Genomic DNA, 15915 nt, shown 5'->3' on the forward strand with positions numbered 1-15915 from the left:
CCTATTTCCAGATCCCCTTAGTATCGACGACTTCCTTGCTGCCCAACAGCTGTGTGTCTAGGTTCTTGAACTCCTTGTGGTCGACCAGCAGCAGGATGACATCGGCATCGTCGATTGCCCGGGTGTACTCGCTAAGCTGCGCGTTGTCGAAGCCCTTGAGGCGCTTGGGCAGCTCGTCGACGTTCGGCTCAGCGACTAGGAAGGTGGTGTCTTCCAGCTCTTCGGCCAGGTCGACCGCGATGTTGAGCGCCGGCGACTCGCGCAGGTCGTCGATGTCCGCCTTGAAGGCGAGGCCGAGGACGGCGACCTTGGACGCGCCGGTGCGGTCGATGGCCTCCTTGACCTTGCTAATGACCCAGGCCGGCTTGCCGTCGTTGACGTTGCGCGCGGTGTGGATGAGCTTCGAGTTTTCCGGATCCGCCGACACGATGAACCACGGATCCACGGCGATGCAGTGGCCGCCCACGCCGGGGCCGGGCTGCAGGATGTTGACGCGCGGGTGGTGGTTCGCCAGTTCGATGAGCTCCCAGACGTCGATGCCGAGCTTGTCAGCAATGAGGGAAAGCTCGTTGGCGAAGGCGATATTGACGTCGCGGAAGGAGTTCTCGGTCAGCTTGGCCATCTCCGCGGTGACGTCGTTGGTCGGCAGGAGCTCGCCCTTGCAGAAGGAGGAATAGATGGCGGTGGCGCGCTTCGTTGCCTCCGGGGTCTGGCCGCCAATGATGCGGTCGTTGGTGCGCAGCTCTTCTATAGCCTTGCCCGGGAGGATGCGCTCCGGGCAGTGGGCGAAGTAGACCACCGGCTTGTTCTCAGGATTCTCAGCGCCATCGGCGACAAGGTCGGGGCGGAGCTCGAGGATCTTGTCGGCCATCTTCTTGGTGGTCAGCGGCGGGGAAGTGGATTCCAGGATGACCAGCTCGTCGCCCTCCAGCTGCGGCGCGATGGCCTCGGCTGCCGAGTAGATGAACTTCATGTCGACGTCGTAAGACTCAGTAAAAGGCGTGGGCACGGCGATGATGTAGGCATCCGCGTGCACCTGCTCCGTGGTGGCCTTGAAACGGCCGGATTCCAGTGCCGAGCGCAGCTCTTCTTCCAGCCCCGGCTCAACGATGGTTACCTCGCCGCGGTTGATGCGGTCAACGTTGGGTGTGTTGACATCGACACCAGTGACTTCTACACCGGAATTAGCTAGAACAACGGCGGTCGGTAGGCCAATATAGCCAAGCCCGACAAATGCGACGTGAGCTTTCGACATGGAAATCCTTTGCAATAGAAGTAAAGGGCACGCAAGCTTGTTTCATCCTGGCGTGCCCGGCAAAACCTGGGGTGGGACTCGGCAAGGATGTTACACGTGTGGCAGTAATAATGCTTGGTAAGTTGTAAATTCTTATTTAAAGCTTATGTAGGGGTGACATTTTTGGGGGTGAGCGGAGCGAGAAGGTCGGTGGGTCTACGGGAAATAGGTGGTCGGGTATGAGTATCTCTCTTATGCGGTTGATGGACACTTCTATGCTCGACTACGTTCTCTGGGGGAACATTCGTTCCGGAAAACGTCCGGCTAAAAGGCAATGTGAACAATTTTCAGATTTGCCTCAATTAGTTCCATAACTTGTGATGGGAAAGCTATTGCAAGAGTGCGCGGTGTAGTCATAGTAGGGAAGTGCGGCTTGTAGCCAAAGTAGGGATCTGTAGCGCATGCCAAAGCAGAGCCGGGGTATTCAGGTTTTAGGCGCGTGAAGTCGTATGTAATATAGAAAGTTGGCTCGAGTTTTCGCTGCTCGCGAAGGGGTGTTCCCCGCGCAAGCGGGGATGAGCCCGTGATTTAACGTGGGGCGAAGTCTCCGAAGGCGTGTTCCCCGCGCAAGCGGGGATGAGCCGTCGTCCGCCTCGCGCAGCGGATGGACGTCCACGTGTTCCCCGCGCAAGCGGGGATGAGCCCATCCAGGCTGTAGTCACGGTGCAGCGCCGGCGGTGTTCCCCGCGCAAGCGGGGATGAGCCGTTCGACGATAACGCAAAGCGCTTAGGCGAGTTGTGTTCCCCGCGCAAGCGGGGATGAGCCCGGCTCATTGCACTCATGCTCTGCAACCTCGCCGTGTTCCCCGCGCAAGCGGGGATGAGCCGAACCACCCCACACACCCGCACCCACAAAGCAAGTGTTCCCCGCGCAAGCGGGGATGAGCCCAACGACAACACCTACCACTACCTACGCGAGGCGTGTTCCCCGCGCAAGCGGGGATGAGCCGGCTGGGAAGCTACAAAAAACGGCCCATGGGTCGTGTTCCCCGCGCAAGCGGGGATGAGCCTACCAACGATTGAGTGCGGGAGACCAGTATTCGGTGTTCCCCGCGCAAGCGGGGATGAGCCCATGCAGACCCTTCGTCGGTGACCACTTCTCCGGTGTTCCCCGCGCAAGCGGGGATGAGCCCGGACCCAGCCGTAAAGCGCGCCTCCGGGGCGTGTGTTCCCCGCGCAAGCGGGGATGAGCCCACGTGGCCACACTGGCGATTCACCAAAATTAGGTGTTCCCCGCGCAAGCGGGGATGAGCCGCCACGGGGCTGGCTCATAACCAAAAAATGGCAGTGTTCCCCGCGCAAGCGGGGATGAGCCAAAGCCCCCGCCACCAACCAATGTGGTGTGGGGGTGTTCCCCGCGCAAGCGGGGATGAGCCCTTGATTCGTACTTCGCGGGCTATTGGGCAAACGTGTTCCCCGCGCAAGCGGGGATGAGCCCGAATCCCGGGCGTCATTAATCTGCCGCTGCTGGTGTTCCCCGCGCAAGCGGGGATGAGCCCCGCGGAAGGTGCGGAGTCAACGTTCGTTATTGGTGTTCCCCGCGCAAGCGGGGATGAGCCCATGTTCACCTCCGGCGGTGGCGCAGCTAATGAGTGTTCCCCGCGCAAGCGGGGATGAGCCCCAATACCAAGTGGAGTTGGCACGTTCCAAGGCGTGTTCCCCGCGCAAGCGGGGATGAGCCGCTACCAAGAGGCGAACAGGCCGACCCGCCAGAGTGTTCCCCGCGCAAGCGGGGATGAGCCTGAAATCAAAAGCTGGCGACGGCTTTGGCTTCAGTGTTCCCCGCGCAAGCGGGGATGAGCCGGCCGCGGTCGACTTTCTTACCGCCCCGTTACGGTGTTCCCCGCGCAAGCGGGGATGAGCCCGCGGTCATGTCCGCTAACCCAATTGGCATTGTGTGTTCCCCGCGCAAGCGGGGATGAGCCGTCGGCTAGTGGTGCCGCCTCGTCGGCGTCGCAGTGTTCCCCGCGCAAGCGGGGATGAGCCGCGTGCGCCGGCTTGTTTGGCTGTTTTTCGTGTGTGTTCCCCGCGCAAGCGGGGATGAGCCTCGCTCGAGTCTTGGCGCAAAGTTCATCCGCTAGTGTTCCCCGCGCAAGCGGGGATGAGCCCCACTGGGGAAGCCATTACCGTGCATGTCAAAGGTGTTCCCCGCGCAAGCGGGGATGAGCCCCCCGGCGAGGAATCGCAGTACCGCGTCGACGGGTGTTCCCCGCGCAAGCGGGGATGAGCCGCAGCTGGCCGCGGGCGTAGAGATCTCGGTCGAGTGTTCCCCGCGCAAGCGGGGATGAGCCCTACCGGGTGGACGAGGGCGTGACCCGCAGCCGGTGTTCCCCGCGCAAGCGGGGATGAGCCGGCGCCCACCTCGTCGCCGCTCTCTGCCACGCCGTGTTCCCCGCGCAAGCGGGGATGAGCCGACTTGCTGGAGTGCTTGCTGGGGCTTGAGGCCGTGTTCCCCGCGCAAGCGGGGATGAGCCTTTGAGGAGGGGTTATGTCAGTCGAAACTTTCAGTGTTCCCCGCGCAAGCGGGGATGAGCCCTACCAGGTCGGTGAGGGCAACCCGGACGGTGTGTGTTCCCCGCGCAAGCGGGGATGAGCCTCAAACGCCGACCACGCAAACCACTTGGCCTTGCGTGTTCCCCGCGCAAGCGGGGATGAGCCTTGTGTAATCGTCGTAGGAGTAGCCGAGCATGGGTGTTCCCCGCGCAAGCGGGGATGAGCCTCCGATTAAATTCTCCCTGCTCACCCCACAAACGTGTTCCCCGCGCAAGCGGGGATGAGCCGCATCCCCTGCAAAATAGGCACAACATACCTCCGTGTTCCCCGCGCAAGCGGGGATGAGCCCTCCCCTGTCCAGGACAGTGGGTTAGATGGGCAGTGTTCCCCGCGCAAGCGGGGATGAGCCTTGCCGGTGTAGCGCGCTGGACACGAATCTTTAGTGTTCCCCGCGCAAGCGGGGATGAGCCCTTTCTTCAGCACAGGCACAATCACATTTTCCAGTGTTCCCCGCGCAAGCGGGGATGAGTCGAGTACGGGGGTGTAGCCGTCCTGCTCGGCCTGGTGTTCCCCGCGCAAGCGGGGATGAGCCCGCCGGCGTGCATAACTCCACGCTTGACCTTAAAGTGTTCCCCGCGCAAGCGGGGATGAGCCCACGACGCGCCGCCGCCGCTAGTCGACCGTATCGTGTTCCCCGCGCAAGCGGGGATGAGCCCGTCGAGCGTGGCGCGGCCGCCATCCCCCACGTGCGTTTCCCTCGCGAGCAGGGATGAGCCGGCTCACGCGGTGTTGGCTCAGGCACTTGATGTGTGTTCCCCGCGCACGCGGGGATGAGCCGTCAGAGCGCAAATACCTGACCGAGTTTGTCGCGCGTTCCTCGCGTAAGCAGGGATAAGCCTTTGAGATCGCGGGAGACCTCGTCGACGGTGATGTGTTTCTCGGGCAAGCAGGGATAAGTCGTTTCAGTGAGGCAGGAAGAAGCCAGTAAAGCGGTGTGCCGTGCAAACAGACGTGACAATGTGGGGCGGGGCGGAAGGGGTATCGCGGTCTAGCGCGGTTCCGAGCTTTCAAGCGTAAGGATGTCTTTAGTCCCGCTCGTCTTTCCTATGTATCGCCATTCTTAAACGGGGTTGAGCGCTGGGTGCCCCGCCGGAGCGGGGAAGTGGGCTCCGCAGAACAGAACAATGGCTCATCCCTAATCTGGGGAATTACTTGCTTGGAGCCCGATGAATAAGGGTAGCACCAGTGGACAAGGCCGAACAGCAAGCAAATCAGCAACTTGTTATATTTGGCGGTTGCCAATTGTACTTCATTCTTGTATCTTCAAGTGTATAGGTCGTTAAATCAAATGGCGGCCCACAAAGAAAATGGAGTTTTCCATGACGTCGACACGTAGTCCTTGGGGCTTGCCGCAGCCGGTCATTAACCTTGCTCAACGGGCTGATGGCTGGGTTGCGGAGCGAAGTGTTGAAGCGCGGAGTTTATGGGCGAAGTCTGGTGATGGGGTCAACTTTCTGACTTTGCCGGAACATTTGCGGGACTCGGCATGCGCGGCATCCATGGTTTTTCATGTGTGGTTGTCTGACTCTATAAAGGGGATTCTGGCGGGCAACCTCGGCCTATCGGTGAAGGAGCTAGAAAAACTTATTCTCTGGCTTGCTGCCTCACACGACGTGGGAAAAGGTGTACGAAAGTTTCAGAGTCAGATTGAGCTCAGGGAAGATGTGCGGCACTTGGTTTCACGTGTGCGGGATGCAGGGCTTAGTCTCGATCAAGGCGTTGATGAGCTCAATGTGGACAAGCTGCCGCATAGTGTGGCATCCGGTGTAATAATCCGTGACTGGCTGGAGGAAACGCGCGGCTTTTCGCGGCGTTCAGCAAACTCGGTAGCCGCTGTCGCTGATGCTCACCACGGTATTCCGAGTGAGCAAATTTCAGAACGAGTAGCTCTCATTATCGCTCAGTACCCTCCAGCGTGGCGGAAAGTCCATGGCGAGCTGTTGGAAGCGACTGCGAAGCTTACTGACGTGGATGTGGTGCTAAATAAACTGCGGAAAAAAGGGATACGTCGTGCCCGTGACCTGCAGTTGCTGACAGGTTTGGTGGTGATGTCGGATTGGGTCGCTTCCAATGAAGATGCCTTTAGCCTGAGCGGTTCAGATTCGCAGGCAGAACGTGTCGATCAGGCCGCGCGCGCGGTTCAGCTCACAGCGCCTTGGCATCCGGTAAGTGACGCGTCAGTGGACGTGGATGTTAGTTTTCGGCGAGCGTTTGGTTGGCCTAGTGAGTATTCGGCGCGACCAGTGCAGAAGGCCATGGTAGATTCGGCGAAAAAGACTACTGGCCCGGTGATGATGGTGCTAGAAGCTGAAACCGGTGCAGGCAAGACCGAAGCTGCCTTGCAAGCAGCGCGGGTTCTGGCAGCGAAGGCTGGCGCCCAGGGGCTGTACTTTGCGGCGCCGACTATGGCGACCGCGAACGGCCTGCTGGACAGGACAGTGCGGTGGGCGAAAAATACGACGGACCAGCAGGTGCGATCGATGTACTTGGCTCACTCGAAAAATTCCTTGTCGCAGCCTTTTCAAGATTTAAAGCTACGGGATATTGAACCAGAACTTTCCGACGGTAGTGGCGCGGTAGTTGCATTGCAATGGCTTAGTGGACGACGCCGTGGACTGTTGTCGAACATCGTCGTGGGGACAATCGACCAAGTCCTGATGATGGCCCTGCAGCAGCGGTATTCAATGCTCAGGCACATTGCCCTGGCAGGGAAGGTGGTCATTTTCGATGAGGTGCATTCTTTCGACCTGTATTCGACCAATTATTTGAAAACCACCCTTAGCTGGCTGTCGTACTACGGCGCAAGCGTTATTGTCATGTCAGCAACGTTGCCACCAGCGAGGCGTAAGGAACTTCTCGAAGCGTATTCCGATGGAAAAATCACGGAAGCCGAGGACCCAAGTTATCCCCTGATCACCGTGGCGACCCCTGATGAGGTCACCCAAATTCCAATTGAGGAGAAAACCGAAAATGAAGTAGTGGCGGTCAACTTCATCGAGGATGACTTGGATACTCTCACCGCGACGGTGACTGAGCTTGTCGGACAAGGTGGTTGTCTCTTGGTTATCGTCAATACGATTGCCCGGGCGCAAGCCGCCTACCAACAACTTTGCGTGTCCTTTCCCAGAGAGGTGGAACTCCACCACGCTGGATTCATTGCTTGGCAGCGCTCTGAGAAAGAAGACCGGTTGCGGGCCGAGCTAGGCCCGCATGCGCAAAGGGGGAGTGGCAGGCCCTGGCGAAAGGTTGTTGTTGCCACCCAAGTGGCAGAACAAAGTTTGGACATCGACGCTGATGTGTTGATCACTGATATCGCCCCCATGGACCTAGTGATTCAGCGTGCGGGCCGAATCCACCGCCACCGCAGGCCGCGAGGGGATCGGCCAAGTGGTTTAAGAACTCCGCAGGTGTTCATCCGTGGGATCCTCGAGCGGGAGCCTGCACCCGAATTCGATGGTGGGGCAAGTGCCATTTATGGCGACGCTCTGTTGCTCGCAACGCTGGCGACGCTTCCCGATTCATTCCAGCGCCCTGCGGATGTACCTGACTTGGTCCGGCAGGCATATGCCGAGGATTGGCCGGTGCCAGAGGCCTGGGCCGAAGCAGTACGTCGGGCCCGCAACGAGGATTTGGCCAAGAGAAAACGGGCGGAAAGTCGATCGGCCAGCTTCCGGATACCGCCGCCGGACACGAAGAAGTTCTCCAGCTTGTTTCAGCAGCTAGTCAGTGAGAACGCCGGTTCACGTAGCGCTGGCGCTGATGGGGAACGGGGCGCGGCCATGGTCCGTGATGCTGAACCAACGGTGGAAGCAATCCCGGTTATCGCGACAGAGTATGGCTACCTTCCTTTTGGGACGGATACTGAGATCCTCACGGGGGAAGAGCTGCCGTTTAGGCAAGCACGAAAGTTAGCAACTGGGACGGTCCGCCTTCCTACCCGTATGACGCGCCGGCCGCAGGACTTCGATGCGGTCGTGACGGAACTTGAACAGTCCACACCAGCAACCTGGCAACAAAGCCCAATCCTTCGTGGGCAGTTAGCCCTAGAACTTGATGAAGAAGGATGCTGTGAGCTGGGACGATTTAAAGTTCAATACACCAGGGAGTTAGGAATCGAAATCTTGAGCGATGGTTCGGAGGGGAGGGTCCAGTGAGAGCTCTAGATTAGAAAGTGCCTCTTCAAACAAGGCCAAACCTAAATACAAAAACAACTAAGTACAGAAAGGAGGGTGGCAACCGTGACTGATAATGGCGATACCAAACCGACGACGTTCAACCTGTTGGATGTGCCGTGGATTCGTTGTATGGATATGGAGGGAAATCCTCGTGTAGTCAGTGTCAGAGAAATCTTTGATGGGCGCGTACGCGTCGCGAAGATCGTTGGGGAGTCACCTACCCAGGATTATGCGGTTATCCGCGTCCTACTAGCTATTTTCTGGCGTGCCCACGCCCAGGAAATCTCAGAAGCATTACCCACTTCGCGGAGAGATGACTCCTTCGATTGGGGAGAATGGTTCGAAGAAACGCGGGAATTCCTGCGTGACTCGGGTCGCGACGATGTAGTTCTAGACTATCTAGAGACCTACGAAGACCGGTTTGATCTGCTCGATGACAAGCAGCCGTTCATGCAGGTCGCGGATTTGCACACGAAGTCTGGCGGGACCAAGTCGGTTTCTATGATCGTGCCCGAGGCCGCGAGTGCTTTATTTACGATGCGTACGGCGGAGGAACGGGAGTCCTTGTCCTTCGCCGAGGCTGCGCGATGGTTGGTTCATGCGCAAGCATACGATTATTCCGGTATTAAGTCTGGTGCGGTCGGTGACGAACGCGTCACAGGAGGGAAAGGTTACCCGATTGGCACTGGGTGGTCGGGGCAGACTGGGGGAACGTTGATTCTCAGCCCGTATGGTTTGCTCGACACTTTGATCCTTAATACGGCCCCAGAGGCAGTAAACCAAAGCGCAACCGCACGTGATCTCTCGGGGGATTTACCCGTGTGGGAACGCCCGCAGGACTCGGCAGCCCAGCGGCCAGGATCGGATCCGAAGGAAGGGGCTGCGCCTCAGGGGGCCGCCGATCTAGCGACGTGGCAGGCCCGCCGGATCCGGCTTCACGTGGAGGGTGGGAGAGTCCGCCGAGTCGTCTTGGCCAACGGGGACCGAATCCCCGCAGCAGGTAAGAATGTCTTCGGCGACCCAATGACACCGTATCGGTACAGCCCTAACCAGTCCACGCAGACGGAGGACGCCTACTACCCGCGGCCCTACGATGAAACCCGTACGATGTGGAAATCGCTAGATGCCCTGGTCGCCGTGACCGGAGACGCTGGCTTCACAAAGAAAGAAAAGGCGCCAATCCGGCCTGCCACCCTCAGCAACTTGGCGAATCTTTCCGCCGACGGATACCTGGAGACGCGGGTCCTTGATCTCGCTTTGGTCTCTATGGTTTACGGGCCACAAGAGTCCTCGGTGGGCACCACTTTCAGCACGTCCATTGGTTTGCCGCTGGCTGTCTTGCGTACGGACGACACAGGTAAGCGAGTGCGCGAGGCCGTCCGCACAGCGGTGGAGAAGACTAGAGCTGCCGCCGTGAGCGTCGGATGGTTCGCGGGCCAGCTTTTGGTAGCGGCCGGAGGTGATTATGAATTTGGCGCTGCCGCAGCGGATCGGCTCTACTCTCGTCTTGAGCCGAAGTTCATCGACTGGTTAGCCACCGTCGATACCGAAAACGTGGACAAGCGTGCCCGACAGTGGCAGTTCGCTGTTCTGGAAGAAGCGCTGGATCAGGCGGTTGAACTGGTACGAGGCGCAGGGCAAAAGGCCATTGTCGGCCGTATCACAGACGCGGACGAAAAGGGGCACGGACGGATTGTATCGGCTGGTACGTTGCACCAAGCTCTCAGACGTCGTTTGAAGAAGGACCTGCCATTGACGGTGCCCGAGCCAGAAGATCAAAACTCGACGGAAGAAAAGGATGAAGTCCATGCTTGAAACGCAAGACGTGGCTCAGCCGGTCGTAGAACGAGCCGGCCTGCACGCCTCGGTTACCAAGACGGTAGAAGCCTTGCAGTACGCCTATTTGCGCAGCCCTAATCATGCCGCGGCTGCGCGGGCCCGAGGCGCGCTAGCCCAGTTGCGAAAATACTCCTCACGTACCCCAGAACAACAGCCTTTGGCTCTCGAGGAAATACTGCTGTTGCTGGAGCCACCGCTGGAAGAGCGGGAGCTGGGCAAAGGAACGAGCCTCTCGCCGAGCGAGAAGGCAGCGTTCCACGCCCTAGTCGCGTTCGGTATTCACATGCAGAGCGCAACCAGCGAAGCACACGTGTCCACGCATAGCTTCGCCTGGGCGTGCGGACGAATGTACGCCATCCGGGAATCGGGGTCTATCAAGCCTCGCTTCGACGCGATGCTGCTGGCACGGGATGAAGCCTCCCGGATGGTTCAGCTGAGATCGCTCATTACGCTTCTGCGTTCATCGAAATTGGCATTCCACTACGGTTATTTCGCTAGTGATCTCCGCGTCCTGCTCCAGACCTCTACGACACAGGGTGAAGCCTCGCGTCGCCAAGGGGTGCTTCTGCGCTGGGGACGCGATTTCGCCGCCGGTGCGAGCTTTCGTCCCAAAAAGTCCTAACTAAACTACCTCCCTCTCGAAAGGAAAACCATGTCTTACATCGTCGATATCCATGCCCTGCAAACCGTTCCACCGTCCCTGATCAACCGCGATGACACTGGGGCACCGAAGTCCGCCGTCTACGGTGGCGTGCCGCGTCAGCGCGTGTCCTCGCAGTCGTGGAAGCGCGCCATCCGCAAGTACTTCGAGTCCAATGTTTCTCCCGACAGTGTCGGCAAGCGCTCCAAGCGCCTCCCGCAGGAGATTGCGCAAGGCCTCCAAGGACATGAGGGCTGGGACAAGGAACGCTCTATCGAAGCTGTCACTCAGCTTCTCAAAGCTGCCGGAATCAAGGCGGAGGTCGACAAGAAGAAGATCACCTCCCTGAAGAAGGAAGTAGAAGCCGGCGAGGAACAGCAGGAGAAGCTGGACGACGCGTACTACCCGCAAACCAGCTATTTGATCTTCCTGAGCCCACACCAGATTGATCGCGCAGTAAAGGCCCTCGTTGAGGCTGATGGCGAAAAGATCAAGAAGGGCGAGGCCAAGGAAATCCTTGATACTGAGCACTCCGTAGACATGGCGATGTTCGGGCGCATGGTCGCTGACGATGCTGCCTACAACGTGGACGCCGCAGTCCAGGTGGCCCATGCACTGGGCATCCACGCTAGCGCGCCGGAATTTGATTACTTCACCGCAGTGGACGACCTCGCGGAAGCCGGAGAGGAAACCGGTGCGGGAATGATCGGCACGGTTCAGATGATGTCGTCGACCTTGTACCGCTACGCCACGGTAAATCTGGGTGGGCTGGCTGAAAACCTGGGCTCCGAGGAGGAGGCCCGTACTGCTGCGGGGCAGTTCATCGACGCCTTCATCAAGTCGATGCCGACCGGCAAGATCAACACGTTTGCCAACCAGACGCTCCCGGAGTTGGTCTATGTGGCGGTTCGTGAGACCCGCCCGGTTTCCCTGGTCACCGCTTTTGAATCGCCGGTGGAGCCGACTGAGGCAGAGAGCCTCCGTGTGGCCGGCGCCAAGGCTCTTGCGGCCGAGGAAAAGGGCTTCGAAGAAATGTATGACCTCAAGCCGAAGGCTGGATTCGTGCTGGGCTTCGAAGAGGCTCGGGAAGCTTTCGCCGATATCGCAGAAGCAGTAACCCTCAGCGAGCTGCAAGAGCGTGTTTCCGCTGCTCTGGAAAGCTAAGGGTTAGGAGTTTTTGCCAATGACTTCTTCTCTTTTGCTTTTGCTAAAGGGGCCGATGCAGTCGTGGGGCGATGAGTCCCGGTATGCCACCAGAACGACGGCGCCGACGCCGTCTAAATCCGGCATCGTCGGTCTGATCGCGGCGGCCCAAGGGCGACGACGGACCGACCCGATCGAGGATCTTGCACATCTGCGGCTTGCCGTGCGCGTCGACCAATCCGGCAGCTTGCTGCGCGATTATCAGACCGCGCAACCGTGGCAACGTGATCCCAAAGCATCCGCTAAGCTGATTACCCGGTATTTTCTGTCGGACGCGGCCTTCGTAGTCGCGGTGGAGGCAGAGGACCGGTCACTGCTGGAGGGCTTTGTTGAGGCGCTCAATGATCCCGTCTACCCGTTATTTATGGGGCGGCGTTCGTGTCCTGTTCCTCCCAACCTGGTCCTGGGCGTCGTGGATAAATCGGCGGTCGAGGCGCTGCAGGGCCACCAGAAATGGCATGCGACCAAGAATCACATGAAAACCTGCGGCGAGCAGGTGACCCTGCCCATCTACCGGGATGCCCAAGCGGGTGAGGTAGGGGTCGCGCGCCAGGACGTGCCGGTCTCCTACAACCCTGAACACCGAAAATATGGCTGGCGAGAGGTCGTCCAGACCGACTACGCCACCTTGACCAACCCCCTGGAGCCCAACGAGCTGCAGGCGGATCCCTTCCTTGAGGCGGTGCTGAACGCATGACAACGTTGACGAAAGTGCTGATTAACCCAGCCAGGAGGCAGGGGCGCAAGCTTTTGACAGACCCGCAGTCCATGCACGCGGCCGTCCGAGCGGCGTTTCCGCCGGATCTGGACGAGTCTTCCGGCCGAGTGCTGTGGCGTGCGGACACTAACGGTCATGAGCACGCGCTCTACATCGTCGGTCCGGAAAAGTCCTCCGGTCAGCACATTGTTGAGCAGGCCGGGTGGGATACTCGTCCAGCACAGATTGCTGAATACGACCGCTTTCTTGCGGCGCTCAAGAAGGGGCAGCGCTGGCACTTCGAGCTGGTGGCGAACCCTACCTTCGCCCAGACAGTTGAGGGCAAGCGCAGCAAGATTAAGGCTCACGTATCGGTCCCGCACCAGCTCGGATGGCTGTATGACAAGGCAGGCAAGTGTGGCTTTAGCCTCGCCCCCCGGGCTAGTGACGAAGTATCAGACCAAGAACGGCAGCGTTGGGATCCGACCGAAGTACCCACCGTCATCGAGCGTAAGACTCTCGATTTCCGTCGTGGTCGAAGCAGCGCTCGAGTGCACATCGTGACTGCTCGTTTCGCGGGTGTCCTGGAAGTTACGGATCCAGATCTCTTGCGCGCGGCGCTGACACAAGGAATTGGGCGAGCGCGCGGTTACGGGTGCGGCCTGATGACTCTGGCCAGGGCCCGAACCAATGCCAACGCCTAGGGAGGTACCTATTGCGCGCACCGCGCTGTCGAGGATGGAAGACCGGCTGAGCTTTCTCTACGTGGAAAGGGCAGTGGTAAATAGAGAAGGAAATTCTCTGACCATCCAGGACCGGCGCGGGATCGCGCATTTGCCTGCTACGCACCTCGCCGCGCTGTTGCTGGGACCAGGGACCAGGGTGACGTACGCGGCCATGGCGTTGCTCGGCGACGCCGGGGTCTCAACCGTGTGGGTCGGGGAGCGCGGCGTGCGCTACTACGCGAGCGGTAGGCCACCTGCTAAGTCCTCGCGTATGGCTGAAATACATGCTTCCGTAGTGACCAACCAGCGCCGACGGCTGAACTGCGCTAGGGCGATGTATTCCATGCGCTTCGCCGGTGAAGACGTGAGTAGGTTGACCATGGCGCAGCTGCGCGGCAGGGAAGGCGCCAGGATGAAGAAGATCTACGCGGCCGAGGCCAAACGCACCGGCGTGTACTGGAACCGTCGATCTTACGATCCCAGTGATTTCAGTTCTTCGGATCCGATTAACCAGGCCCTGACAGCAGGTTCCGCGGCCCTTTACGGGGTCACCCATGCCGTCGTTGCTGCCCTAGGATTCATCCCCGCCCTAGGCATTATTCACACGGGCACGGACCGTTCGTTTGTTTACGATATTGCGGACCTTTACAAGGCTGAAATCTCCATCCCCGCCGCATTTGATGCCGTGGCAGCTGCGGGTGGACAGCCTAGCGTCGAAGTCCGCCGCCGCGTGCGCGACGCTGTGGTCGAGCAACGACTGATGCCTCGTATGGTCGGCGACCTTAAGACACTGTTCGACGTCCCTGATGACGAGCTCTTAAATGACGCGGAGCTACTGCTGTGGAGCGAGCTCGAGGTCATCGCGTCTGGAATCAACTGGGCTGAGGAAGAGCAGTTGTCATGATGGTACTGGTTTTATCCGCTTGTCCCGCAGGGTTGCGCGGCGACCTCACCAAGTGGCTGATGGAGGTCTCGCCGGGAGTTTTCGTCGGCCGGCCGACCGCGCGGATTAGGGAGCTGCTGTGGGAACGGACGGTTGAGCTGTGTAAGGACGGTCGGGCCCTGCTCGTGTATTCCACCAATAACGAACAGGGGATGGAATTTCGGACCCACCGTCACCAGTGGAAGCCCATCGATTTCGATGGGCTGACTCTCATGATGCGCCCTACCGACCGCCGGAAGAAGCCGCAGCGCAGAACTGGGTGGTCTAACGCCCGCCGCTTCCGGACCGCTTATGACAAACAAACCCGAGGTAACAGGTCGTCCTAAGTAAAGTCTGTGCAGACCGTGAGTCTTAGGCAGCGGTAGGTGAGAGGAGACGGTTAGCTGTTTAGTACTGCTTTGATGGCGTCAAGGGTGGCATCAATGTGCGGGATGGTGCCAGCTACGTGCGAACCAGCATCATTCGGGAGGAAGGTGACTTGTGCACCGCGGTCGGCCCACTCTGCCGCCAATTGTTCGGCTGTATCAAAGGGAATAACGTCGTCGCCACGGCTGTGTGTGATGATTACCGGGACTGTGGGGGCTCGGTGGCCGATATGTTGCTCCGCAAGAATCTGATTATAAGGAGCAGTGTCGATGAGCTCGTGAACGTCAGCGCCGTCGGCGGTGAGCCCGGAGATGGTCTGTCCGGAATAGAGCCCGAGGCCCAAGGTGCACGTGTTTGTGGCGTTGCGGAGGACTTTCTGTCCGCGGGGGCTGAGCTGGTCATTGAAATCGATGCCGTAGCTCTGGGACAGGCCGAGTAGAGCGAAGAGTTCGAAAAGGAAATACGTAGTCCCGTCGAGGGCTGGTGGCAAAAGAGTCAGATCTGCTGGGGCGGCACCGACTGTTGCGAGCTTGACGTTGAGTTCTGGGGCGTAGGAGTCATACTGCTCCGCGGCGCTGGCGGTCGCGCCGCCGCCCTGTGAGTAGCCGTTGAGGAAAACGGGATTCTCCGGGCCCAAATCCCAGCCGTCTAGTTGCTGCGCAGCGCGTACGCTATCGAGCACGGCGTGGGCTTGGCTGAGGCGGTCCATGTAGGTATGCAGGCCGGGAGTGCCAAGTCCTTCATAGTCAGTCAAGACCACTGCGTACCCCTCCTTGAGGAGGCTTTCAAAGAAGAGCTGTTCGTAGTCGCCCACGCCTTCGGCGATTTTGCGCGATGGCGAGCAGTGGTCGGCTACGCCCTGGGTGCCGGGGGCGTAGGCGACCACGGGACGTGGCCCGTCCCCCATCCAATCCTTCTTCGGCTCGATGACGATCCCGCTGACTGGAATGGGCTCTCCCTTGCGGTTGGTGGAAGAGTAGAGGATGCGTTCCGCCTTGTAAGGGCCGATGTTGGTAATGCCCAGCGTGTTTAGGGGGTTTCGCACCGAGGAATTCCGGAACAATTGTCCTGGGGAAGAACCATCCAGGTCCACTGGGTCGTGGTAGAAGGATGAGTAGGCATCTCCAGTGCTTTTGTCGGCCCCACGGGAGTGTAAGCTAGGCGAGTTGTGGTTCATTTCATCCGCGGCTTCGCGGACCTGCTCAGAAGTGTCGGGGGACTGGTCAGCAACGGGATCGGAAAGAGCGTCATGGCCCAGAGCGGATTCGGGTAGCTCGGCAGTAGGAGCGGCGTGAGCGCTGACGTTGGTGGCCACCAAAGATGACGTGAGCAGAAAAGCCAGGATAGGCCGCGTGAGGCGGCGGGATGCAAGCATGTATGGATTCCTTTTCCAGGTAGGCGTGCCGTTCGTTAGGCATGCGAGAAACAAGAGATCCGCGGGTGAAAGGTTCCCGCGGCAACTGTCATTATGAGTGTTGCA

General features: G+C 59.5%; 10 protein-coding genes and 1 CRISPR repeat array. Of the genes, 8 read left to right on the forward strand and 2 right to left on the reverse strand.

Annotated features, from left to right (window positions below; genetic code table 11):
• Nucleotide 1: 1 nt before the first annotated feature.
• Entirely contained in the window at nucleotides 2-1255 is a 1254-nt protein-coding gene (gene wecC / locus VVR85_RS00005; protein WP_368518940.1) for a UDP-N-acetyl-D-mannosamine dehydrogenase, read from the reverse strand.
• Between the two features lie 533 nt (nucleotides 1256-1788).
• A CRISPR array of direct repeats spans nucleotides 1789-4685; the repeat unit is 28 nt; unit sequence GTGTTCCCCGCGCAAGCGGGGATGAGCC.
• A gap of 481 nt (nucleotides 4686-5166) precedes the next feature.
• Here wecC and cas3 point away from each other — a divergent pair.
• The 8 genes from cas3 to cas2e all read left to right on the forward strand — a co-directional run bounded on the left by cas3 (nucleotide 5167) and on the right by cas2e (nucleotide 14395).
• Entirely contained in the window at nucleotides 5167-8001 is a 2835-nt protein-coding gene (gene cas3, locus VVR85_RS00010; RefSeq protein WP_368518941.1) for a CRISPR-associated helicase Cas3', read from the forward strand.
• Between the two features lie 84 nt (nucleotides 8002-8085).
• Nucleotides 8086-9837, forward strand: a complete 1752-nt coding sequence (gene casA, locus VVR85_RS00015) for a type I-E CRISPR-associated protein Cse1/CasA (protein WP_368518942.1) — start codon at nucleotides 8086-8088, stop codon at nucleotides 9835-9837.
• Nucleotides 9830-10483: a type I-E CRISPR-associated protein Cse2/CasB gene (gene casB, locus VVR85_RS00020; protein ID WP_368518943.1), complete on the forward strand. Its 654-nt coding sequence runs from the start codon at nucleotides 9830-9832 to the stop codon at nucleotides 10481-10483. Before casA ends, casB begins: the two co-directional genes overlap by 8 nt.
• 30 nt (nucleotides 10484-10513) lie before the next feature.
• Nucleotides 10514-11665, forward strand: a complete 1152-nt coding sequence (cas7e, locus tag VVR85_RS00025; protein ID WP_368518944.1) for a type I-E CRISPR-associated protein Cas7/Cse4/CasC — start codon at nucleotides 10514-10516, stop codon at nucleotides 11663-11665.
• Between the two features lie 19 nt (nucleotides 11666-11684).
• Entirely contained in the window at nucleotides 11685-12401 is a 717-nt protein-coding gene (gene cas5e, locus VVR85_RS00030; RefSeq protein WP_368518945.1) for a type I-E CRISPR-associated protein Cas5/CasD, read from the forward strand.
• Nucleotides 12398-13105: a type I-E CRISPR-associated protein Cas6/Cse3/CasE gene (gene cas6e / locus VVR85_RS00035; RefSeq protein WP_368518946.1), complete on the forward strand. Its 708-nt coding sequence runs from the start codon at nucleotides 12398-12400 to the stop codon at nucleotides 13103-13105. The genes cas5e and cas6e overlap by 4 nt, the downstream gene beginning before the upstream one ends.
• 34 nt (nucleotides 13106-13139) lie before the next feature.
• A complete protein-coding gene (cas1e, locus tag VVR85_RS00040) occupies nucleotides 13140-14030 on the forward strand; it encodes a type I-E CRISPR-associated endonuclease Cas1e (RefSeq protein ID WP_368518947.1) in 891 nt (296 codons plus the stop codon).
• Nucleotides 14027-14395, forward strand: coding sequence for a type I-E CRISPR-associated endoribonuclease Cas2e (cas2e, locus tag VVR85_RS00045; RefSeq protein ID WP_368518948.1), 369 nt, complete (start codon nucleotides 14027-14029; stop codon nucleotides 14393-14395). The genes cas1e and cas2e overlap by 4 nt, the downstream gene beginning before the upstream one ends.
• Nucleotides 14396-14448: 53 nt before the next feature.
• On the opposite strand, the gene VVR85_RS00050 is transcribed toward cas2e, so the two are convergent.
• Nucleotides 14449-15810, reverse strand: a complete 1362-nt coding sequence (locus VVR85_RS00050) for an alpha/beta fold hydrolase (protein ID WP_368518949.1) — start codon at nucleotides 15808-15810, stop codon at nucleotides 14449-14451.
• Between the last annotated feature and the right edge of the window lie 105 nt (nucleotides 15811-15915).

This window comes from Corynebacterium sp. LK2590 (assembly GCF_040946105.1).
Classification (GTDB): domain Bacteria; phylum Actinomycetota; class Actinomycetes; order Mycobacteriales; family Mycobacteriaceae; genus Corynebacterium.